This window comes from Mycobacterium sp. IDUB_28, assembly GCF_055419285.1.
The window spans coordinates 489,300-510,416 of the sequence record NZ_JBVAXK010000001.1 but is presented as its reverse complement, the minus strand read 5'-3'; the positions used below and the strand labels follow the sequence as shown (position 1 = coordinate 510,416).

General features: G+C 66.1%; 20 protein-coding genes. 10 read left to right on the top strand and 10 right to left on the bottom strand.

Annotated elements, in window-relative coordinates; all coding sequences use genetic code 11:
- Positions 1-31 precede the first annotated feature (31 nt).
- Together ACZYZ9_RS02375 and ACZYZ9_RS02370 are read right to left on the bottom strand one after the other, a co-directional pair.
- Complete coding sequence (locus ACZYZ9_RS02375; protein WP_463824589.1) at positions 32-2,026, bottom strand: serine/threonine-protein kinase PknD; 1,995 nt, start codon at positions 2,024-2,026, stop codon at positions 32-34.
- A 396-nt stretch (positions 2,027-2,422) separates the two neighbouring features.
- Entirely contained in the window at positions 2,423-2,845 is a 423-nt protein-coding gene (locus ACZYZ9_RS02370; RefSeq protein WP_463824588.1) for a DUF6636 domain-containing protein, read from the bottom strand.
- Between the two features lie 85 nt (positions 2,846-2,930).
- Between ACZYZ9_RS02370 and ACZYZ9_RS02365 the strand changes: the two genes are divergently transcribed.
- The 5 genes from ACZYZ9_RS02365 to ACZYZ9_RS02345 all read left to right on the top strand — a co-directional run bounded on the left by ACZYZ9_RS02365 (position 2,931) and on the right by ACZYZ9_RS02345 (position 7,613).
- Complete coding sequence (locus ACZYZ9_RS02365) at positions 2,931-3,680, top strand: Rv3717 family N-acetylmuramoyl-L-alanine amidase (protein WP_463824587.1); 750 nt, start codon at positions 2,931-2,933, stop codon at positions 3,678-3,680.
- A gap of 13 nt (positions 3,681-3,693) precedes the next feature.
- Positions 3,694-4,551: a serine hydrolase gene (locus ACZYZ9_RS02360; RefSeq protein WP_463824586.1), complete on the top strand. Its 858-nt coding sequence runs from the start codon at positions 3,694-3,696 to the stop codon at positions 4,549-4,551.
- Between the two features lie 53 nt (positions 4,552-4,604).
- Complete coding sequence (locus ACZYZ9_RS02355; protein ID WP_463824585.1) at positions 4,605-6,152, top strand: serine/threonine-protein kinase; 1,548 nt, start codon at positions 4,605-4,607, stop codon at positions 6,150-6,152.
- Positions 6,153-6,229: 77 nt separating this feature from the next.
- Positions 6,230-6,958, top strand: coding sequence for a potassium channel family protein (locus ACZYZ9_RS02350; RefSeq protein ID WP_463824584.1), 729 nt, complete (start codon positions 6,230-6,232; stop codon positions 6,956-6,958).
- 64 nt (positions 6,959-7,022) lie between these two features.
- Positions 7,023-7,613 (top strand): class I SAM-dependent methyltransferase, encoded by a 591-nt coding sequence (locus tag ACZYZ9_RS02345; RefSeq protein ID WP_463824583.1) that lies wholly within the window; start codon positions 7,023-7,025, stop codon positions 7,611-7,613.
- Positions 7,614-7,618: 5 nt separating this feature from the next.
- Here the strand turns inward: ACZYZ9_RS02345 and ACZYZ9_RS02340 are convergent, their stop codons facing one another.
- From ACZYZ9_RS02340 to ACZYZ9_RS02330, 3 genes are all read right to left on the bottom strand, one after another.
- Positions 7,619-8,983 (bottom strand): flavin monoamine oxidase family protein, encoded by a 1,365-nt coding sequence (locus ACZYZ9_RS02340; protein WP_463824582.1) that lies wholly within the window; start codon positions 8,981-8,983, stop codon positions 7,619-7,621.
- A gap of 66 nt (positions 8,984-9,049) precedes the next feature.
- Entirely contained in the window at positions 9,050-10,378 is a 1,329-nt protein-coding gene (locus tag ACZYZ9_RS02335) for a cytochrome P450 (RefSeq protein WP_463824581.1), read from the bottom strand.
- A gap of 93 nt (positions 10,379-10,471) precedes the next feature.
- Positions 10,472-10,822 carry an MmpS family transport accessory protein gene (locus ACZYZ9_RS02330; protein WP_463824580.1) on the bottom strand — a complete coding sequence of 117 codons (351 nt, stop codon included), beginning with the start codon at positions 10,820-10,822 and terminating at the stop codon, positions 10,472-10,474.
- Positions 10,823-10,916: 94 nt separating this feature from the next.
- On the opposite strand from ACZYZ9_RS02330, the gene ACZYZ9_RS02325 reads away from it, so the two are divergent.
- Together ACZYZ9_RS02325 and ACZYZ9_RS02320 are read left to right on the top strand one after the other, a co-directional pair.
- The gene (locus ACZYZ9_RS02325; RefSeq protein ID WP_463824579.1) at positions 10,917-12,014 is read left to right on the top strand and encodes an NAD(P)H-dependent amine dehydrogenase family protein; all 1,098 of its coding nucleotides are present in this window, start codon (positions 10,917-10,919) and stop codon (positions 12,012-12,014) included.
- A gap of 121 nt (positions 12,015-12,135) precedes the next feature.
- Positions 12,136-13,986, top strand: a complete 1,851-nt coding sequence (locus tag ACZYZ9_RS02320) for an Hsp70 family protein (protein ID WP_463824578.1) — start codon at positions 12,136-12,138, stop codon at positions 13,984-13,986.
- Between the two features lie 6 nt (positions 13,987-13,992).
- Here the strand turns inward: ACZYZ9_RS02320 and ACZYZ9_RS02315 are convergent, their stop codons facing one another.
- From ACZYZ9_RS02315 to ACZYZ9_RS02300, 4 genes are all read right to left on the bottom strand, one after another.
- Complete coding sequence (locus ACZYZ9_RS02315) at positions 13,993-14,835, bottom strand: hypothetical protein (RefSeq protein ID WP_463824577.1); 843 nt, start codon at positions 14,833-14,835, stop codon at positions 13,993-13,995.
- Between the two features lie 179 nt (positions 14,836-15,014).
- Entirely contained in the window at positions 15,015-15,962 is a 948-nt protein-coding gene (locus ACZYZ9_RS02310; protein WP_463824576.1) for an SDR family oxidoreductase, read from the bottom strand.
- A 296-nt stretch (positions 15,963-16,258) separates the two neighbouring features.
- On the bottom strand, positions 16,259-16,882 hold the full coding sequence (locus ACZYZ9_RS02305; protein ID WP_463824575.1) for an MBL fold metallo-hydrolase: 624 nt from the start codon (positions 16,880-16,882) through the stop codon (positions 16,259-16,261).
- Positions 16,882-17,967 (bottom strand): S-(hydroxymethyl)mycothiol dehydrogenase, encoded by a 1,086-nt coding sequence (locus tag ACZYZ9_RS02300; protein WP_463824574.1) that lies wholly within the window; start codon positions 17,965-17,967, stop codon positions 16,882-16,884. Before ACZYZ9_RS02300 ends, ACZYZ9_RS02305 begins: the two co-directional genes overlap by 1 nt.
- Positions 17,968-18,081: 114 nt before the next feature.
- Between ACZYZ9_RS02300 and ACZYZ9_RS02295 the strand changes: the two genes are divergently transcribed.
- From ACZYZ9_RS02295 to ACZYZ9_RS02285, 3 genes are all read left to right on the top strand, one after another.
- Positions 18,082-19,101, top strand: coding sequence for a class I SAM-dependent methyltransferase (locus ACZYZ9_RS02295; protein ID WP_463824923.1), 1,020 nt, complete (start codon positions 18,082-18,084; stop codon positions 19,099-19,101).
- Positions 19,098-19,937: a serine hydrolase domain-containing protein gene (locus ACZYZ9_RS02290; RefSeq protein ID WP_463824573.1), complete on the top strand. Its 840-nt coding sequence runs from the start codon at positions 19,098-19,100 to the stop codon at positions 19,935-19,937. Before ACZYZ9_RS02295 ends, ACZYZ9_RS02290 begins: the two co-directional genes overlap by 4 nt.
- A gap of 114 nt (positions 19,938-20,051) precedes the next feature.
- Positions 20,052-20,564, top strand: coding sequence for a DUF3145 domain-containing protein (locus tag ACZYZ9_RS02285; RefSeq protein ID WP_463824572.1), 513 nt, complete (start codon positions 20,052-20,054; stop codon positions 20,562-20,564).
- A gap of 10 nt (positions 20,565-20,574) precedes the next feature.
- Here the strand turns inward: ACZYZ9_RS02285 and ACZYZ9_RS02280 are convergent, their stop codons facing one another.
- Positions 20,575-21,087 carry an Rv2253 family sensor-like surface protein gene (locus tag ACZYZ9_RS02280; RefSeq protein WP_463824571.1) on the bottom strand — a complete coding sequence of 171 codons (513 nt, stop codon included), beginning with the start codon at positions 21,085-21,087 and terminating at the stop codon, positions 20,575-20,577.
- Between the last annotated feature and the right edge of the window lie 30 nt (positions 21,088-21,117).

The window sequence follows — 21,117 nt, the reverse complement described above, 5'->3', positions numbered from 1 at the left end:
GACTGCTGCATGACCGCTGTCGCAAGTATTACTACTTCGGCTTCAGTGCCACGATCTGGCTGTTGTGTCCTCCGACATAAACGGTGCCGTTCCTGTCGACCGCCAAACCCCACGGATTGTCGAGTCCGGTGAAGCGCAGCTCGACTTGTTCTGAGGATCCTGGGGGCAATTTGAGGGTTCGATTGTGCCCGGCGTCGTTGACGTAGACCGCGCCCTGACCGTCCAGCGTTACGCCGCCGGGTTTCTTCAGGTTTTCGAAGCCCACCTCTTGCTGGTCCTTGCCGGGAGCCAACATCAGCACCCGATTGTTTCCCCCGTCAGCGACGTACACCGTTCCACCGCTGCTGACCACCAAACCGGTCGGACTGTTCAACCCGGAAAAAGGCACTTCTTCTTGCACGATCGACCCGTCGCGCAGCATCACCACCCGGTTGCGCGCGGTGTCGGTGACATAGACGGTGCGGCTGCCGTCCACCGAGAGGCCGGTCGGGTCTTGCAAGTCGGTGAAATGCAGCTCCTCTTGTTTCTGTGATCCGGCGCGGAGCACCAGCACGCGCCGGTTGCGGGCGTCGTTGACGTAGACCGAGCCGCCGGGGTCGGCGGTCACCCCGGTCGGATAGTTGAGGCCCTCGAAGGGCAGCGGGTGCGGCGCGTCCGCGCCCGCGAACAGCGCCAGAATCCGGTTGTGCGGGCTATCGGCGACGTAGACCGTGCCGGCCGCGTCGACCGACAGCCCCTGCGGTTCGCTCAGCCCGCGAAACGGCAGCGTGATCTGGTGAAACTCTTCGGTGGCGGGACCCGAACTACCGAAGGCGACAACCCCGGTCAGGATCGCTGCCACCGTGACCAGGACCGCCGCTGCGACGGCCTTGCGCCGCCACCACGGCTTCGACGGTTGCGGCGGTGTGGTGGCCGGCCGTGCGGCAACCGGCGCAGGGGTGGGAGGTGGAGTTTGCGCCGGTCGCGCCATGGTGGGCGGGCCAGGGTCATGCTGGGGCAGCGGGGTCCGCGGGCCAGGGTCCTGCTGTGGTGGCGGGGTTCGCGGAGGCGGCATCCGCGGGGGCGGCGGCGGCGGGGGCTGCGGTGGCGGGAATCGAGGCGGACGCGGGTCCGGGCGCGCGCCGAAATGGTCGTGGATCGGGACAGCCGGCCGCATCAGCGTGGGTTCCGCTTGTGGCGGTGCGACGAGCGCATCGTTGGCGGCTTTGGCCAACTCCACCGCGGTGTCGTACCGGTCGTCGGGGTGTTTGGCCATGCCTTTGGCGATGACGACGTCCAACGCCCCCGGCAACCCGGGATTGGTGCTGGTGGGCCGCGGCGGCGGCGCAGTGAGGTGACTGGTGACCTGTTGCTGCAGGGTGGTGCCCGGAAAAGGGTGTTGCGCCGTCAGGCATTCATAGAGCACACACGACAACGAGTAGACATCCGAACGGGCGTCGACGGTTGATGTGCTGAAGCGCTCCGGGGCCATGTAATGCCACGTTCCGACAAAGTCTCCCGCCTTGGTCAACGCCAGATCGCCTGCCGCGCGGGCGATTCCGAAGTCGATCAGATATGCGAAGTCGTCGGGGTCGAGCAGGATGTTGGACGGCTTGACATCGCGGTGCAGCAACCCGTCGCGGTGGGCGGCGTTGAGGGCTTTGGCGACCTGGTTGATGATGCCGACAGCGCGCGCGGGCGCCATGGGCCCGGTGTTGAGTTCGGCCTGCAGGTCGCGCCCCTCGATCAAACGCATGTCGACGAACAATCGACCGTTGATTTCCCCGTAGGTGTGAATGGGAATCAGATGGGGATTGTTCAGCCGTGCGGTCGAGTGCGCTTCGCGTCGAAAGCGTTGCTGGAAAATCGCGTCGTTGGAGATCTCGGCGGGCAGGATTTTAAGCGCGACGACTCGTTCGGTGGCGGAGTCGTACGCCCGCCACACCTCGCCCATGCCGCCACGGCCCAGCAACTCGATGAGCTGGTATTTCCCGAACGACGTGCCCTCCAACAAGCCCTCCATCAATTTTGCCAGCAACCCAGCCAAACCATAATGCTCCTTTTCCATGGTCGACCGCTAGGCTGCCCCTGTTTAGCTGCATCAAGTCCGGGCCGGGTGGCGCGCGCTCATCACCCCTTGATCCTCCGGGTCCGCCAATAAGGTTGATTCACAACACAGCTCGTGAATCGGACCCGAAGATGATGCGAGGCAACGTCATCGCTCACCTGTGCGCTGAGCGCGCAACTGGGATCGGTAAGCGCACCGGTTCGGTCCCCGCAGACCGTGCACGGAGCTCATCGTGCCCATAGTGCTGGACGTCGCCGCTGTCCTTTGGACGTCGAGAGCGACCTCGGCCGTTCCCGTAATTCCCGGACCGACCCCGAGCAACACCTGCGCGAGGCGCTTGACAGCTGAAATTTGCTGAGCGCCAATGGGAATGGGCTACCCGAGTTCGAAGGAGTCCCGCGACACTCGGAAGAAGTGCTTGCTGGCGGTGTCGGTGCAGCGCACCCCCGACTGCTCGCTGAGGCACGTCAATGTCCCGGCGCTGATGGTTTTGCCGTAGTCGAGAGTCGGTTCACCCGGCACTTCTGTGGTGTCACCGTGACAGGTGACCGCTCCGGGTTTGCCCGGCGACAACGTGAATCGGTTGCCCCACTTGATGTGTTGGGCGCACTCGGGGGGTGGCGGCGGAGTGAAGGTGTAGTCGCTGATGTCACACTGGACCAGCGTGCTGTCCAGAATGCAGGTGATGTTGCCGGACGGGGATTTGAAGTTCTTCGAGTCCGCGTGTGCAGTGGCCGGTAGGGCGAGCGCCGTCACGGCCGACACCGTTGCAATGGAACCGAGCATCACGATCCGCATTTTTCAGAGCTTAGCCCCCGCGGTTCACAGCTGCGACGGTTCAGGTGAGGGGCGTGAGCAGGCGCCCGGTTGTTACCATCGCGCGGTGAGCCGAGTATCCAGGCGCGACGTGCTGAAATGCGCCGCCGCAGCACCGCTTGTCCTCGCCGCCACGGTCACCGGTCCACGCGCCGCGGCCGCCGGGATCGCCGGCATGAGCGTGTTCCTTGACCCCGGTCACAACGGTGTCGCCGACGCGTCGATCAATCAGCAGGTGCCGAACGGCCGCGGCGGCACCAAGCCGTGCAACACCTCGGGCACCGCGGCAAGCAACGGATATCCCGAACATGCGTTCACCTGGGATGTCACCAACATGGTGGCGGCGAATCTGAGCGGTTTGGGCGTCAACACCCAATTGTCCCGGGGTGACGACAACTCGGCCGGGCCCTGCATCGACGACCGCGCCGCGCGTGCCAACGCCGCGCACCCCGACGCGATCGTCAGCATCCACGCCGACGGCGGCCCCGCGTCCGGACACGGCTTCCACGTCAACTACTCCAGCCCGCCGCTGCGACCTTCTCAAGAGGGACCGTCGATGCAGCTTGCCAACGCGATGCGCAGCGCCCTGATTGCCGCCGGCTTCCGCCCGGCCAACTACATCGGCTCCGACGGTCTGTATGGCCGTGCGGACCTGGCCGGCTTGAACTTCGCGGAATACCCGGCCGTCCTCGTCGAACTCGGCAACATGAAGAACGCCGAGGACGCCGCCCAGATGGAAACCGCCGACGGTCGGGCCCGATACGCCACCGCGGTCACGCAAGGAATAGTTTCTTATCTCCAAGCCAAAGCGGGGTAGCGCCCGACGGGTGATGACGGTGGCCGCAACGCTGGTTGCGGCGGCCGCGATTGTCACGCTCACCGCCGTCTACACCTACCGGCACGGACCGTCGCCGCCACGCTCGGACCCTTCAGTGCCACCGGTGCCGCCCAGCGCACCCACCCCGCACGCGGCCGACCTGGCCGGCGATTTCACCCAGCTGGCCCACCGGCTGAACGCCGCGATGGGCCTGGCGGTGGTCGCCGTCGGAAGTGCAGAACCGCCATTGACATACGGCGACTGGCAGCAGGGCCCGGCCTGGTCGACGATCAAAGTACCGCTGGTGATCGCTGCCTACCGCGCGCAGGGAAAAGTCACCGACCAGATGAAGGCCGCGATCATCGAATCCGACAACGCCGCAGCCGAAGCGCTTTGGCAGCAACTGGGCGATCCAGCCACCGCCGCCGCCACAGTGCAGCAGGTCCTGCAGGAGACCGGTGACCCGACGACCGTCGAATCACGAAGGCTGCGAAGGGAATTCACCATATTTGGACAGACGAATTGGTCGCTGACCAATCAGGTGCGGTTCACCGGCCACGCATTCTGCAACAAGGCAAACGCGCCGATTTTCGCTCTGATGGGCGACATAAGCCCGCAGCAACGCTGGGGCATCGGCCAACTCCCCGGTGCTCAGTTCAAAGGCGGTTGGGGTCCGTCGCCAGCTGGCAAATACCTTGCGCGTCAACTGGGTGTCCTTGACACCCCGACCGGCAAGGTCGCCGTCGCGATCGCCGCGGAGCCCGAGTCCGGCCTGTTCGACGACGGCAAACGCGCACTCGACGCCGCCGCCAGCTGGCTGACCAGTCACCTAGCCCAGCTTCCCGCCGCCCAGTGCAAGGCCGACAGCTAGACATCCCGTGTTGTGCCGCATAATTCCTACGGGAGGCGATGACGGTGTCAGCGGTGGATCAGCGTGTCGGGACGACCTTCGGCAAATACACGATCACCGGTGTCCTTGGCAAAGGCGGCATGGGGGAGGTCTACGAGGCCTACGACAACCAGATCGGCAGGACCGTCGCCCTCAAGATCATCAAGAGTCAGTACGCCAACGACCGCAAGTACCGCACCCGCTTCGAGCGGGAATCGCATGCCGCGGCGACTTTGCAGGAACCGCATGTCATCCCGATACACGGATTCGGCGAGATCGACGGTTCGCTGTTCATCGACATGCGCCTGGTTCGCGGCAGAGACCTAGAGACTTTGCTGGCCAACGGCCCGCTGGATGCGAACCGGGCAGTGATGATCATCAACCAGATCGCCGCGGCCCTCGATGCCGCGCATGCCGACGGCCTCGTCCATCGTGACATCAAGCCGCAGAACATTCTTGTCACCCCAGCTGATTTCGCGTACCTGGTCGACTTCGGAATCGCCGAAGTGGTGGGCGAGCATACCCGGCTGACCGCCACCGATATGCGCGTCGGCTCGTGGGCCTATATGGCGCCCGAACGTTTCACCGGCACCGAGATCACGCCTGCCGCCGACATCTACTCGCTGGCCTGTGTGTTGTACGAGTCGCTGACCGGCCAGCTACCTTTTCCAGCGCAGACCCAGGGTGGTCTCGTCGCGGCCCATATGTCGTCGCCGCCGCCTCGACCCAGCCTGGCCAACCCGCGGGTCCCGCCGGCGCTGGACGAGGTCATCGCGCGCGGCATGGCCAAAGAACCTGACGATCGCTACGGCAGCGCCGGGGCATTCGGTCGCGCTGCCGAACGGGCGTTGCGCAGCGGCGCGCGCACCGCGGTCGACCCCGTCGATTGCACCGAAGAGATGCCGACCCGCGCTGCGGCATGGTCGCCCGTGCCCCCGCCGCCGCGTCAGTATGTCTATCCGCAAACTGTGCCGCCGTCGGGTCCGCAGCCGGTGTCGGTGCCGGAACCTCAGCAGCCGCCGCGGCGGCGCTGGGTCGTTCCCGCGGTGGTCGGCGCATCGGTGGTGCTGATTCTCGGCGCAGTCGGCATGGTTGTCGGCCTGCTGGCGCAACCGGACCCGCCGCACGCCCCGTCGTCAGCGACGGTGCCGCCGACCATTCCGCCCTACGCCGGCGAAAGCGCCCCAACGTCTATTCCGCAGGAATCGATCCCGCCGCGCCCGGCCGATGCCACACCTCCGCTGGTCACGGGACCGGACCAGAGCGCCAGTCGCCAAAGTTGCGACCAGGGCTTCCAGCTGAGCAACACCACCGGGTTCGGGTCACACGGGGGGCGTGGCTCACCCCAGACGTCGTGCTATTTCGCCAACACCGTCCTGCGCACGTACTGGAATACCTACGGCAACGCCACCAATGGGCAGCGAACGGTATCGGCGCCGGGAGCGGTCGACTGCTTCACCGTCCCGGGCGCGAACTGCGATCCGAAGAACGCCGCGAACTTCCTGATGCAGTGCGCCGGCGACGGCGCGAACCCGTGGATCAGGTGCACCGGTGGCAAGGACGCCGTGGTCTACCTCTGGTGAGGCTGTGACCCGGCGGCCTCGCCCGGACCATGATCTGGTCGAAAGTCTTTGATATTCGCCGGGATACGCTGTGCCGCATGACCGAGCCGAGCAAGGAAGAGCTGTGGGTGCGCCGCACCGAATGGCCCTTGGCACTGATCGCCCTGGCCTTTCTGGTCATGTACTCGGTGCAGGTCCTCACCCGGCCCGCTGGTGAGGAGGCCCGACTCCTCTGGCTGGCGACATGGCTGGCGTGGAGCCTGTTCGTCGTGGACTACATCGCGCGCCTGATCCTGGCCACCGACCGCCGCCGGTGGTTCTTCCAGCACCTGATCGACCTGCTGGTGGTTGCGCTTCCGCTACTGCGCCCGCTGCGCGTGCTGCGCCTGCTGGTGTTGGTCGGCGCTTTGCAGCGGGCGGTCGGCGACGTCATCCGCGGCCGCATCCTGCTCTATACGCTGTCCGGTGTCACGCTGCTGGTCTATGTGGCGTCGTTGGCCATGCTCGACGCCGAACGTGGTCAGCCGGGCGCCACCATCGCCTCATTCGGCGACGCGGTGTTCTGGTCGATCACCACGGTGACCACCGTCGGCTACGGCCACCTGTATCCGGTGACGGTCACCGGACGCGGCATCGCCGTCGTGCTGATGATGGGCGGCATCGGTCTGGTGGGGGTGGTGACGGCGTCGCTGGCCTCGTGGATCGTGCAGCGCGTCGAAGAAACCGACACCGCGAACCAGGCGGCAACGGCCGCCCAGATCGAGGAATTGCGCAGCGAGATCGACGCGCTGTCCCAGCAACTCCGACACCGGGACGCAACTCCCTAGTTCAGTCCGAGACGGTTCACCGACTGGGAGAACCAAGAGTTGAGCGTGCTACGTTCTGGCCCAGATGTTTCGTCGCAAACTTTCTGAAGTCCAGCATGTCCTGCAACCCGCCGTGCGGCTGCGCGAGCAGGCGGAGGCGCTGGCTGAGTACGTTGGTCACGGGGACAGTGTGCTCGACGTCGGGTGCGGCAGCGGACACCTCTCGGTGTACCTGCGCGAGATGTATGGGGCGGTGCCCACCGGCATCGACGTCAAGGACTCCCGCTCCGTCGACATCCCGTTCGCCGAGTTCGATGGCACGTCAATTCCATTCCCGGACAAAGCATTTGACAACGTGATCCTCAGTGAGGTACTGCACCACAGCCACGACCCGGTCAGACTGATCACGCAATGCCGGCGAGTGGCGCGCCGGCGCATCATCGTATTCGAAGACATGCCCGACGGGCCCATCGGCAAGCTCGCCCTCTACGCACACGTGCACGCGTTCGCGCGCTACCACCGATATCCCTTCGCGCCAGCGGGTTTTGACGAGTACCGGGAGGCGCTGGCGTGGCTGGGGACGACCGCGACGAGCGTCACGCGCATTCCGCAGCCACCGGAATGGTTAACGGTGTACCCGCGGGTGTTGTTCGTCTACGAACTGGACTGCAACTGAGGCGATCAGGTGCCAGGCAGGGCGTGGTCGACCAGGACTTCGTTCGCGGCCCGTTCGCCGGAACGCACGGCGCCGTCAATCCAGCCGCACATCACCGCCGAACTCTCGGTGCCGGCCCAGTGGATGCGACCACACGGTCGGCGCAGCGCGTGACCGAATTCAGTCAGCACACCGGGCGGAGCGTGGCTGAGCATCCCACCGCCCGAATACCGTTCGCGACTCCAATTCTGCTCGACGTAGTCGACCGGCCTGGCCGCTTTCGGCCCGAACCGTTCCACCAGTGCGTCGAGGACCGCCTGCCGGCGTTCGTCCTGGTCGAGGCATTCGTATCGGCGTGCGATCGGGCCTTCGATGATCACGCACAGGATTCCAGGTGTAGCGGAGTCGGTACACGCATCGATGGTGATGGTCGCCACCGAGCCCGGCGCTGCGGACTGTCCGCACAGGCCGTCGGCCCGCCAGAACGGCTCGTCGTAGACGATGGAGACCTTGACGACGGCACCGCTCGGCATCCGCTGATGCAGAAACGAGCGGTCGGTGGGAAGCATTGGCTCGTAAGCGATTTGGCTGGCGATGGCGATCGGGACCGCAACGACTGCATGCCGGGCGCGGACACTGCCGTGGTCGGAGCGCACGGTGACGCCCTCGAGATCCTGGGTAATGGACCGCACTGGTTGAGACAGCGCGATCGCGTCACCCAGCTCGGCGGACATCGACCCATAGAGGGCGCCCATCCCGCCGACCACCCGGGAGTCCTGGGAGGCGCCGGGGCCGCCGAGCACGAAACCGGGGCCGCCGGCCGAGCCCATCTGGTACAGCATGAACAGCATCGACACCTCCGAGGCCGCCGAGGTGTAGCAGCCCGAGATCGCGGCGTCGAGCAGGTCGTGCGCAGCCTTGGACTTGACGTTGCGGTCCAACCACTGAGCGAGCGTCATGCGGTCCCACGTGGCGGCCTTCTTGGCCTCCCACGGCGCATCCAAGGGAATCGTCTTGCACATGTGGCCGAGTTCGAGGAAACTCGCCCCGAGATTCAGCGCGGCCCATGGGCTCATGCTCCACGGGATGGTGCCCTCGTAGCGGTACTGCTTGCCGTCGACGAACATCATCGCGGCCCCGTCGTGATACTGCTTGAAAGTCTTGACGCCGAACTCATCCAGCAGTGCGAGGATCCGGTCCTGGGTGGGGCCCACCCACGCCCCGCCCCTGTCGATCCAGGATCCGTCGTCGCGCGAGACGGTGAAGGTGCGGCCCCCGACCCGATCGCGTGCCTCGAGCAATCTCACCGAACAGCCCGCCTGCTTGAGTCGCAACGCAGCGGTCAAGCCCGCGAAACCCGCACCTACAACGCAGACGTCGACGTCGGTCATCCTCACAGCCCTACCGGCAAATGGGTTGACAGTCAACGGCGAACAGGTGCAACCGCGCTCGGCGGGCTAAGTCCAGGCGACTGGCAGCGATTTGATGCCGTGAATGAACTGGGACAGCAGTCGCGCCGGCTCTTCGACTGCGACGATGTCCGGTATTTCGCGGCGCAATTCGTCGAACACCACCCGGATTTCGCGACGCGCCAGATTGGCTCCCAGACAGAAGTGAGCGCCGCCGCCGCCGAAGCCGACGTGCGGATTGGGGTTGCGTGCGACGTCGAACGCCCACGGGTCGGCGAATTTCGACTCGTCCCGGTTCGCCGAGCAGTACCACAACGAAACCTTGTCGCCCGCAGCCATTTTGGTACCGCTGAGCTCGAAATCCTGGGTCAGGGTGCGGCGCATGTAGACCACTGGCGAGGCCCAGCGCACAATTTCCTCGACCGCGGTGTGCTCCAACGCCGCATAATTCGCCCACCACTTCTCCCGCTGGTCGGGGTAGCGGGACAACGCCAGCACGCCGTGGCTGATCGCGTTACGGGTCGTCTCATTACCGGCGACCACCAACAGGATGAAGAACATGGCGATCTCCGACGACGACAATCGCTCGCCGCCCACCTCGGCTTCGACCAGCGCGGTGGTCAGATCGTCGTGGTGATCGGTGCTGGCACGGCGGTGATCGTCGGCCAGCTGGGTCGCGTAGTTGCCGATTTCCATTGACACCCGGATGAACTCGTCGTAGTCCGTGGTGAGGTCCGGGTCGCCGAAGCCCAGAATGACGTTGGTCCAGTGGAATACGCATTGATGGTCTTCTTCGGGAATGCCCATCATGTCGCAGATGATCTGCAGGGGCAGCGGCCCGGCGAGTTCGCTGACCAAGTCGGCCCGCCCGTCGGGATGGGCGGTGATCATGGAGGTCACCAGCCGGTGTGCGCGGTCGCGCACCGACGCCTCGATGCGGGCCACCACCTTCGGCGTGAACGCCCGGCTCACGATTGAACGCAGCCGCTGATGGCGGGGGTCGTCCAGCACGATCATCGAACCGAAGTACTCCGCCAACTCCGGGGTCTGATCGTTGATGGTGATACTCGGACTCGAGCTGAACACCTCCGGGTGGCGGCTGGCGAAGAAGACATCGTCCAGCCTGGTCAGCGCCCAGTGCCCCGCACCGGCATCGAATCCTTCCATCTCGACCGCGGGCCAGAACGAGATCGGTGCCTCGCGGCGCAGCGTGGCGAAGGCGCCGTCGCGATAGTCGTCATTGCGCGCCCAGAAATCCAGTGATCCCAACTCGATATCGCAGAGGGGAATCTCCGGTGGCCGCGCCCCGTTGACCCGGGGCGCCAAACTCCTGGAAGCCGGCTTCGCCGCCGCTGCCGGCCTGGTCTTGAGGTCCATTCGATCCTCCTCTGTCCCGCTTCGCCGTTGAAGGGGCCACTCCCGCGAGCCTAGACCTCCGGACTGATCCAGCGTCTGTTTCAAGCCGCGGTGTCAGTGCGAGCAGATGGCCCGACCGGGCGTGCCGGTCGAATGCGCGTCGTTGACCACGTTGCCCGCGACCACGATCTTGCAGGCGATGGTGCCCTGGCCCTGCGCGCTGAGCACGAAGACCTGGCCGCCGAACGCCTGGAACTGGGTCGACCACGGCAACGGCACATTCGTCGCGCGCTGCTGGCCCGACTCGGATTGCCACGAAATGTATTCGGCGACACCGGGGCCGCTCACCTCGTAGCGGACTTGGGGGAACTCGCCGGGTTTGGGGGTGGCGCTGGCTACGCCACAGGAGACCGCGAAGGCGGTACCGACGGCGAAGACGATCGAAGCTGCACGACGACTGCTCATGGTTGTTCATGTTGTCATCACCGAGGGGTGATTACGAGACCCTTTTGACTCAGAAATTATGGTGAACCCGGGGCTGGCTGACTTGGAGGTGCTGATGTCGGAAGTGGGCGCGTTACGCGTTCCTAAGCGGGTCGTGGTGTGGGGCACCGGGTTCGTCGGTCGAATGGTGATCCCCGAGATCGTCAAGCACCCGCTGTTCGAATTGGTGGGTGTCGGAGTGAGCAGCCCGGACAAGGTCGGCCGCGACGTCGGCGACATCTGCGGATCGGCCGAACCGGTCGGCGTCATCGCCACCGACGACGTCGAGGCGTTGATCGCGCTGCAGCCCGACGCGCTGGTGCACTACGGACCCACCGCGATGCACGCCAAGGACAACATCTCGTTGATCACCCGCTTCTTGCGGGCGGGCATCGACGTGTGCTCGACGGCGATGACGCCGTGGATCTGGCCGACGATGCCGCAGAACCCGCCGAACTGGATCACGCCCATCACCGAGGCGTGCGAGTTGGGGGAGTCGTCCTGCTTCACCACCGGTATCGACCCCGGGTTCGCCAACGACCTGTTCCCGATGACGCTGATGGGTCTGTGTTCTGAGGTACGCAAGGTCCGCGCATCCGAGTTGCTGGACTACACCAACTACGAGGGCGACTACGAACGCGAGATGGGCATCGGGCGCGAGCCCGAATACAGCCCCATGCTGGAGAACAGCGACGTGCTGATCTTCGCGTGGGGAGCGACCGTGCCGATGATCGCCCACGCCGCCGGAATCATGCTCGACGAGATGACCACCACCTGGGACAAGTGGGTGACGCCCACCGACCGCAAGTCCGCCAAGGGCGTCATCAAGGCAGGACACGTCGCGGCCGTCCGGTTCACCATCAACGGGCTGTACCAGGGCGAGACGCGCATCCAGCTCGAGCACGTCAACCGCATCGGTCTCGACGCGGCCCCGGACTGGCCGACGGGCCACGACAACGACGTCTATCGGGTGGACATCGAAGGCACCCCGAGCATCTTCCAGGAGACGGCCTTCCGGTTCACCGACGGCTCCGGCCGCGACGCCGCCGCAGCCGGCTGCCTGGCCACCGGCCTGCGGGCGCTGAACGCGGTGTCCGCGGTCAACACTCTGTCTCCGGGCTGGGTGACCGCGCTCGATCTGCCGCTGATCCCCGGGGCCGGCACCATCCGCTGACCGGTGCGGTGGTCGTACAGCCTGCGCATAGCCGACACACAGATTGGCTATAAGTCTTAGCGCAAAGGTTGCGGTTAGGTGAGAATGCAAAGCGTTCCACCGGACACGGGGATTGGACTAGATGGCAGACGGAGTTAGGCCTGCGTTGGGCCTGTCGATCGGTGCCACGAACTTTGCCGCCGTGACACCGGACCACGCAATCACCCGTAAACCCGTGCTGACCCTGTTTCGGCAGCGTGCACCCGAAGTCGGGGTGCCGTCAGAGAATCCCAGACTGGACCAGCCGGGGCTGGTCATCACCGACTTCGTGGACCGGGTCGGCGACCGGGTCGGGATCGTGGCGGCCGACGGCTCGATACACCGCAGCGAAGCGCTGGTGGCCGACGGGCTGCGTGCGCTGGCCTACTCGGTCACCGGCGGACGGCCGTTGCCCGACAATGTGGCGGTCACCTACCCGGCGCACTGGGGCGCGCCCGCGGTGGACGCGCTGGGAGCCGCGTTGAGCCGGGTCTCGGAATGGTCGCACTCCGGCAAGCCGCTGACGTTGATCCCCGACGCCGCCGCAGCCTTATTCGCCGTGCGCGCAAATCCCGGCATCCCGGCGCGTGGCATCGTCGCAATCTGCGACCTCGGCGGCAGCGGCACCAGCATCACGCTGGTCGACGCCGCCGGCGACTACCAGCCCGTTGCCCCGACGGTGCGCCACGACGATTTCTCCGGTGATCTGATCGACCAGTCGCTGCTGACCTACGTGATGTCTGAACTGCCTGCCACCGGTTCGTTCGATCCGACCGCCACCGCGGCGATCGGATCGCTGAGCCGGTTGCGCGGCGAGTGCCGCAACGCCAAGGAGCGCCTGTCGGTTACTACAGTGACCACCCTTGCCCAGGACGCGCCGGGGATGCGCGGTGAGGTCCGGCTGACCCGCAACGAACTGGAGGAGACCATCCGCGGGCCGCTCGACGGATTCGTCCGTGCGGTCGAACAAACGTTGAGCCGCAACGCTATTCACGAGTCGAGTGTGGTCGCGATCGCGACGGTCGGCGGTGGCGCCAACATCCCGGCAGTGACCACGACGCTGTCCGGGCGGTTCGGCGTCCCGGTGGTCACCACACCGCGCCCGCAACTGACCGCCGCGATCGGTGGCGCGCTGCGCGCCGCGCGTGGTCCTGCAGACACCAGCGCGACGGTGCTGACTCCGGCTGCGGCTGTTGCCGCGGCCCCGGCAGCGGCACCGGCCATACGACCGTTGACGCAGCAGGAGGCTCTCGACGGCGGCGCGGAGCTCAACTCCGACGCGCCGGTCTCGCTGATGCAACCGGCGCTGGCCTGGTCGGAGGCGGCCGACGACGCGTCGAGCGTGATGCCGGCCGCCGGCGATCGGCAGGGCTCGGGGCTGACGTCGGCTCGCCCGCAGTTGGCATTCGAGCAGGAAAGTCGACCGGCCGCCGAGCCCAAGAAACCACCGATCCCGTGGTACCGGCTGCCGGCGGTGATCATCGTCAGCACCACGGTGGCGCTGCTGCTGGTGGGTACCGCCGTGGCGATCGGGCTGAGTTCACACAAGCAGGGCGGTACGCAGCCGTCGGTCAGCACGGCTCCCGTCACCTCCGCACCGTCGTCAGCACCGCCCCCATCCAGCACTGAAAGCCCCCCGCCGGAGACAACGCCGCCGCCGTCGCCGACAGCCGAGCCACCTCCGCAGACGCGCCAGGCCCCACCGCCGTCGACTCGGCCGCCGGCCCCCACCACCGAAGCGCCGCCCCCACCACCGCCGACCACGCAACCGCCGGCACCCACACAGCCGCCGCAAACCACCCAGCCCCCGGCCACCCAGCCGCCTGCGCCCCAGCAGCCTACGGTCACGCCGCCCAGCCCGCCGCCGCTGCCGCAGCTGCCGCAGATTCCCGGCCTTCCGCAGATACCAGGAATCCCCGGCGCTTTGCCCGCGCCGGGGATCCGAATCGGCTGAACCGGGTCAGGTCTTCGCCGGTTCCTTTTCGCCTTTGTCCTGCTTGTCGTCCTGCTCCTGCTTGTCTTTCGCGTCTTGGTCAGCCTGGGAATCCTCATCGGAGGCCCGCTCGTCCTTGGCTTCCGCCGACGAGTCGTCGTCGTCATTCTGATCGTCGAACTGGCCTTCTTCCTTGGCCGTCTTGATGATCTCTTCGTTGAATTTCTTGTCCCGCTCGATATTTTCTTCGGCGGTCTTCTTGGCGTCCTCGTACAGCTCGTCGTCGGACTTGTCCGCCAGCTCGGCCGTTTGATCGGCGTTGGCACCCCGGTCGCTGGTGGCGTTCAGGTCCTTCTCCTTGGAACCGTCGTCGCCACCGGAATCCTCTGAGTCGCCGCTGTCGGACTTTGTGGCTTTGTCGCTCTCGGATTTCGCGGAGTCGTCTTGGCGCTGTCCTTCGTCGGAATCTGAATCTGAGTCGGAGTCCGACTTCGATTTGTCCCGCTCGGCCTCAGCCTTGGCGGCCGGCGAATCGTCGTCGTCGGCATACTTGGCGTTACCGTCGTCGTCCAGCCACTCGTTGACGGCGGTGCCGGTGATGGTCCCGCCGGAGCCAGGCAGTACGAGGGTGGGCTGGTATTTGTAGGCCGACCGCATCTCCGCGGCCTTCTCTTTTGCCTCGTCGTCGGGCTTGGGCTTCCCGTCTTCGTCGGTCTCGACTTCGTCGCCGTCGCTGTCCTTGTCGGTCTCGCCCTTGGCCTCGCTGTCCTGGTCTCTTTCCTCGTTGGAGGCCTCGGCAGTGTCCACGCCGCCCCTATCGGTGGTGTCCTTGGTGGCCTTGTCCGCCGATTCGTCGTCGTGTTCGCTCATGCTGATACCCCTTAGAAGTTGCTGATGCGACCCATGCTGTGGGGGAGGTTACCCACTTGGGCATCGCGACGAAACGCACGCTTCCGGCGCGCGCCTCTTGACCAGCACGATCGTGACGATCGGCTGCTCCCGCAAAACGCCGTGCCTAGATCAGCTAATAGCAACAGCGTGCATCGCTGCTACGCGGGATAGCTGACACCCGTGAGACGCTCGGAGGTCTCCCAAAGGCGTTGGCAATCATCGTCATTGGCTGCGCGGCTGGGGATCTTCGCCTCGGCGACACCGCCGCCGGCGGCCTCGTAAAGGCCGCGCGGCCCGTAGAACGCGCCACCTTCGGCCGCCGGATTGGCGGCCGCGTACAACGCCGGCAGTATCCCTTCGTCGATCTCCTGCCACAAGAACGGCGCAAAGCGCCATGACGTCGTATACAGACGTCCCATCAACGTCGGCTTGTCGCGGCCATGGGAGGGGCCGCTGATCTGCAAATTGGTTTTGGTCAAACCCGGGTGTGCCGCGTTGGAGACAATGCCCCAGCCGGCTGCGCGACTGCGCTTGTCCAACTCGCGGGCGAACATCAGAACCGCCAGCTTCGACTGGCTGTATGCGGCCATCGAGGCGTAGGACTTCTCGAACTGCAGGTCGTCGAAGTGGATGCGACCGCGGCGAGCGGCGATGCTGCTCAACGAGACCACCCGCGCGCCCGACGCTGCGCGCAGCAGCGGCAGAAGATGCCCGGTCAGCGCGAAGTGCCCCAGATGATTACTGCCGAACTGTAATTCGAACCCGTCCGAGGTGGTGTCGCGTTCCGGCGGCGTCATCACCCCGGCGTTGTTAATCAGGATGTCGATGGGCCGGCCCAGTGCGTTGAGGTGCTCACCTAACGCCGCGACCGACCCGAGCGACGACAGGTCCAGCGACTTGATGGTCAGCTTGGCATCGGGCACGACTGCGCGGATCTCCTTGATTGCCGCCTCGCCCTTGGCCTGGTTGCGGATGGCCATCAGCACCTCGGCGCCGGCCGCCGACAGGCGCTTGGTCAGGCCGAACCCCAGGCCGCTGTTGGCGCCGGTGACGACCGCTAACTTGCCGGACAGATCGGGCACGGTGGCTATCAGCTCATGAACCATGGGCGCGGCTCCTTCCCGCTGGTGGGTTTCGCGTGCCACCAGTGTCCCCTTCGTGGTGCCGATCCCGCGCGGGGACCCTGGCTCTGCTGGCCTCGCGGTGTCGATCGGGTGGCTGGCGCGCTGCCGACGGCTGTCGCCCCCGAGTCGCCGCTATTCGGTCCCGCCCCCGCCAATTTCCTCCCGCCGGCGCCTTCGCGGCCGAGCGCCGACGGTGTCCGGGTCGAAAGGCCGAAAACACTTGCGGCACTGCGCGATCCGTGGGCACTGACCGAACCCGAGTTCTGGGCGGAGAAACATCAATGTCCGCGGGCGACCCACTCCTCGTAATTGACGATCTCGTCGCCGATCGTCGTGTCGTCACCGTGACCGGTGTGCACCACGGTCTCGCCGGGTAGTGTGCCGAGCTGCTCGGAAATCGACTGCAGGATGGTGGGAAAACTCGAGTAGGAACGCCCGGTTGCGCCCGGTCCGCCGGAGAACAGCGTGTCGCCGCTGAACACCACGCCCAGATCGTGGGCGTACCAGCACACCGACCCGGGGGAGTGGCCGGGGGTGTGCAGGGCCCGCAGTTCCGTTCCGCTCACGGTCAACGTTTCGTCATCGGAGATGTCCCGAAATGCTTTGTCGGGGTGCGTCATTCGCCACAGCACTGCATCGGCTGGATGCAGCAGCACCGGTGCGTCGAGTGCTTCGCCGAGCTCTGGCGCCACAGTCACGTGGTCGTTGTGTCCGTGCGTGCACACCACCGCGATCACATGCCGGCCGTCGACCGCCTCCACGATCGGCGCTGCATCGTGCGCGGCGTCGAACACGATGACATTGGAGTTGTCGCCGACGAGCCAGATGTTGTTGTCGACTTCCCAGCTGCCGCCGTCGAGTTCGAAGGTGCCGTGGGTGACCACGCGATCGATGGAAACCACTACAGCACCACCACCGAGCGCAGAACCTTACCACCATGCATCTTGTCGAAAGCCTCCTCGATGTCTTCTAACCCGATTCGTTCGGAGACAAACTTGTCCAGCGGCAGCCGGCCCTGCAGGAACAGATCGATCAGGGTGGGAAAGTCGCGCTCGGGCAGGCAGTCGCCGTACCACGACGACTTCAGCGACCCGCCGCGGGAGAAGAAGTCCACCAGCGGCATCTCCAGACGCATGTCGGGCGTCGGCACCCCCACCAGCACGACCGTGCCGGCCAGATCGCGCGCGTAGAAAGCCTGCTTCCACGTCTCGGGCCGGCCGACAGCGTCAATCACCACATTGACACCGAATCCGTCGGTCAGGTCTTGAATCGTCTCCACCACGTCCACCTCGCGGGCGTTCACGGTATGGGTGGCACCGAACTCGCGCGCCCAATCCAATTTGGTGCTGTCGGTGTCCACCGCGATGATCGTTCGTGCACCGACCAGCGCGGCGCCGGCGATTGCCGCGTCTCCCACACCGCCGCAGCCGATCACCGCGACGGTGTCGTCGCGGGTCACCCCGCCGGTGTTGATCGCCGCGCCGATGCCGGCCATCACCCCGCAGCCCAACAGGCCGGCCACGGCAGGATCGGCGGCGGAGTCGACCTTGGTGCACTGGCCGGCGGCCACCAACGTCTTGTCGGCGAACGCCCCGATGCCGAGCGCGGGGGTCAGCTCGGTGCCGTCGGTGAGCGTCATCTTCTGCTCGGCGTTGAACGTGTCGAAGCACAGGTGCGGCCGCCCGCGCTTGCAAGCCCGGCACTGGCCGCACACCGCACGCCAATTCAGCACCACGAAGTCACCCGGCTCGACGGCGGTGACGCCGGGGCCGACTGCCTCGACCGTGCCCGCTGCCTCGTGGCCGAGCAGGAACGGATACTCGTCGTTGATGCCGCCCTCGCGGTAAGTCAGGTCGGTGTGGCACACGCCGCAGGCCGTGATATCGACGACGACCTCGCCGGGTCCGGGGTCCGGAATGACGATGTCGACCACCTCGACGGGCTGGCCCTTTGACCGCGAAATCACGCCGCGCACTGTCTGACTCATGCGTTCAAACTACTGTCAGCCACCGGGTGCGGAGTACCCGGTGTGCGCCCACGCTGAGGTGTAGCGTCGCTGTGCGTGACGACAGCCGAAACCACGCAGGAATTCACCGAGCGGATGGTTGAGGTGATCGACAGCGCGGGACTGGCGATCCTGCTCAGCGTCGGCCACCAGACCGGACTGCTCGACGTCATGGCCGATATGCCGCCCTCGACCAGCGCTCAGATCGCCGAGGCCGCCGGTCTCAACGAACGCTACGTCCGGGAATGGCTCGCCGGGATGACCACCGGGCACGTCGTCGAGTACGACCCCGTCGCGGCGACTTATCTGCTACCCGCGTCCCGCGCCGCGGCGTTGACCCGGGCTGCCGGCCTGAACAACATCGCCCGGGTCACCCAGTTCGTGTCGCTGCTCGGTGAGGTTGAACAGAAAGTCATCGACTGCTTCCGCTCCGGTGGCGGCGTGCCCTACCGCGAATATCCGCGGTTCCACAAGGTGATGGCCGAAATGAGTGGCGAGGTGTTCGACGGGGCCCTGATCGACGTGGTGCTCCCCATCGTCGAAGGCCTGCCGGAGCGGTTGCGCGCGGGCGCTGAGGTCGCCGACTTCGGCTGCGGCAGCGGCCACGCCGTTAATCTGATGGCGCAGGCATTCCCGGCCAGCCGCTGCACCGGAATCGATTTCTCCGAACAGGCCCTGGCCGCCGGCCGCGCCGAAGCCGAGCGGCTGGGCCTGGCCAACGCGAACTTCGAAAGCCACGACCTGACCCGGCTGGACAAGGTCGATGCCTACGACGTCATCACCGCCTTCGACACCATCCACGACCAGGCCCACCCGGCCCAGGTGCTGGCCAATATCTACCGGGCACTGCGCCCCGGCGGCGTCCTGCTGGTGGCCGACGTCAAAGCCTCCAGCCGACTGGAGGACAACGTGGGGGTACCGAGAAGCACGTACCTCTACACCGTTTCGACCATGCACTGCATGACTGTCTCACTGGCGCTCGACGGCGACGGGCTGGGCACTGCGTGGGGACATCAACTCGCCACGTCGATGTTGACCGATGCGGGATTCGGCGAGGTACAGGTGACCGAGATCGAGTCGGACCCGTTCAACATCTTCTACGTCGCCCGTAAATGACCGCGGCCCTGGACGCGCTGGCCGACTGGCCCGTCCCGCACGCCGCCGCAGCGGTCGTCGGGCCGGACGGGGTGCTGGTGACGCACGGAGACACCGCGCGCGAGTTCGCGCTGGCGTCGGTGACCAAGCCGTTGGTGGCGCGCGCCGCGCAGATCGCTGTCGAGGAAGGCGTCGTCGACCTCGATACCGAAGCCGGACCGCCCGGGTCCACCGTGCGTCACCTACTCGCGCACGCATCGGGACTGGCCATGCTCACCGGCGATGTGCTGGCCAAACCCGGTGCCCGCCGGATCTACTCCAACTACGGGTTCGCGGTGCTGGCCGAGACGATCGAGCAGGAGTCGGGGATCGAGTTCACCCGTTACCTGACTGAGGCGGTGTGCGAACCGTTGGGCATGACCAGTACCCGGCTGGACGGTGGCGCGGCCAAGGCCGGGTTCGGGGCGGGTTCCACCGTCGATGATCTGGTGCTGTTCGCCGGCGACCTGCTGCGTCCGGCAACGGTGTCGGCGCAGATGCACGACGACGCGATCACCGTGCAGTTTCCCGGCCTCAACGGGGTGTTGCCCGGATACGGTTCCCAGCGCCCCAACGACTGGGGGTTGGGCTTCGAACTGCGGGACTCGAAGTCACCGCACTGGACGGGTGGGCGCAACTCGGCGCGCAGCTACGGCCACTTCGGTCAATCCGGCGGCTTCATCTGGGTGGATCCGGCGGCGGACGTAGCGCTGGTGGTGCTCACCGACCGGGACTTCGGGGACTGGGCGCTAGAGCTGTGGCCAGCGCTTTCCGACGCGGTACTGGCCGAGCAGGCCGCCGGGGAAAATGCACACTAGCGCAACATAGGCATCACAAGGCACAATAGACACGCAAGACACACGAATAATTGCTCTATCGAGTTCACCAGGTCGTTGGGGAAGACGTCCCTCGTGGAACCGAAGGAGCAAAACATGCGTGCGTCGAATCAGTTTGCCGACGTTACGGCCGGTGTGGTGTACGTGCACGCCTCGCCCGCGGCGGTATGCCCACACGTGGAGTGGGCGTTGTCGTCGACCCTGCAGGCCAAGGCGAACCTGGTGTGGACCCCGCAGCCGGCCATGCCCGGGCAGTTGCGCGCTGTCACCAACTGGGTGGGGCCGGTGGGGACGGGGGCCCGGTTGGCGAACGCATTGCGCTCGTGGTCGGTGTTGCGGTTCGAGGTGACCGAGGATCCCAGTCCCGGCGTCGACGGCCACCGGTTCAGCCATACCCCGCAGCTCGGTTTGTGGAGCGGGGCGATGAGCGCCAATGGCGACATCATGGTCGGGGAGATGCGACTGCGGACGATGATGGCCCAGGGCGCCGATACCCTTGCCGCTGAATTGGATTCGGTGCTGGGTACAGCCTGGGACGAAGCGCTCGAGGCGTATCGCGACGGCGGCGACAGCGGTGAAGTGACCTGGCTCAGCCGGGGCGTGGGCTAACAGCTCGCCCTCATCCGACCGGTGTTTCAACGGGTTTCGCCGACACCGGGATGTCGACGTTGCCCGCGCATGCGCCGCTGGCGATGTCGGTATGGAACACACCGGTGAGGATGCCGTATTGCCCCGGCGTGTACACCGTGATCGACTTTGCGGGAGCGTATTCGACGCTGCCGTCGGGCAGGAGGCAGTCCCACTTCCACGTCATTTCGCGCACCCACTGGGCCCCGTTCCAGGTGAATTCGACGGTCTTCGGCATGAATTCGCTCTTCGGTGGCGACGGGTTGATGACGGTGGCCATGCAGACACCCGCCGAGCAACTCGAGGTCAGGGAGACGGTGCTGCGGTGTGCAGATTCGTTCTGTCCGGCCGCAATGCTGGTGCCGGACTTCGCGTTTGCGCCGAGTACCATGACGTATTCACCGTTCCAGGACGCCACTTCGCCCGCCTGAGCCGCAGGCGCCAGGAATGGCGAGGCCAATACGGCTGCCGAACCGATCAACGCGGTCCTACCGAAACTCGACATGCCAGAGACTTCGCGTGCGGTGACCCGCCC

Excerpts from the sequence above, each read along its gene's own strand:
- ACZYZ9_RS02350 (WP_463824584.1), top strand. The coding sequence starts at position 6,230 with ATGACCGAGCCGAGCAAGGAAGAGCTGTGGGTGCGCCGCACCGAATGG.
- ACZYZ9_RS02295 (WP_463824923.1), top strand. The coding sequence starts at position 18,082 with ATGGTTGAGGTGATCGACAGCGCGGGACTGGCGATCCTGCTCAGCGTC.
- ACZYZ9_RS02360 (WP_463824586.1), top strand. The coding sequence starts at position 3,694 with ATGACGGTGGCCGCAACGCTGGTTGCGGCGGCCGCGATTGTCACGCTC.
- ACZYZ9_RS02330 (WP_463824580.1), bottom strand. The coding sequence starts at position 10,822 with ATGAGCAGTCGTCGTGCAGCTTCGATCGTCTTCGCCGTCGGTACCGCC.
- ACZYZ9_RS02325 (WP_463824579.1), top strand. The coding sequence starts at position 10,917 with ATGTCGGAAGTGGGCGCGTTACGCGTTCCTAAGCGGGTCGTGGTGTGG.
- ACZYZ9_RS02340 (WP_463824582.1), bottom strand. The coding sequence starts at position 8,983 with ATGACCGACGTCGACGTCTGCGTTGTAGGTGCGGGTTTCGCGGGCTTG.
- ACZYZ9_RS02345 (WP_463824583.1), top strand. The coding sequence starts at position 7,023 with ATGTTTCGTCGCAAACTTTCTGAAGTCCAGCATGTCCTGCAACCCGCC.
- ACZYZ9_RS02315 (WP_463824577.1), bottom strand. The coding sequence starts at position 14,835 with ATGAGCGAACACGACGACGAATCGGCGGACAAGGCCACCAAGGACACC.
- ACZYZ9_RS02285 (WP_463824572.1), top strand. The coding sequence starts at position 20,052 with ATGCGTGCGTCGAATCAGTTTGCCGACGTTACGGCCGGTGTGGTGTAC.
- ACZYZ9_RS02320 (WP_463824578.1), top strand. The coding sequence starts at position 12,136 with ATGGCAGACGGAGTTAGGCCTGCGTTGGGCCTGTCGATCGGTGCCACG.
- ACZYZ9_RS02370 (WP_463824588.1), bottom strand. The coding sequence starts at position 2,845 with ATGCGGATCGTGATGCTCGGTTCCATTGCAACGGTGTCGGCCGTGACG.
- ACZYZ9_RS02310 (WP_463824576.1), bottom strand. The coding sequence starts at position 15,962 with ATGGTTCATGAGCTGATAGCCACCGTGCCCGATCTGTCCGGCAAGTTA.
- ACZYZ9_RS02290 (WP_463824573.1), top strand. The coding sequence starts at position 19,098 with ATGACCGCGGCCCTGGACGCGCTGGCCGACTGGCCCGTCCCGCACGCC.
- ACZYZ9_RS02280 (WP_463824571.1), bottom strand. The coding sequence starts at position 21,087 with ATGTCGAGTTTCGGTAGGACCGCGTTGATCGGTTCGGCAGCCGTATTG.
- ACZYZ9_RS02300 (WP_463824574.1), bottom strand. The coding sequence starts at position 17,967 with ATGAGTCAGACAGTGCGCGGCGTGATTTCGCGGTCAAAGGGCCAGCCC.
- ACZYZ9_RS02335 (WP_463824581.1), bottom strand. The coding sequence starts at position 10,378 with ATGGACCTCAAGACCAGGCCGGCAGCGGCGGCGAAGCCGGCTTCCAGG.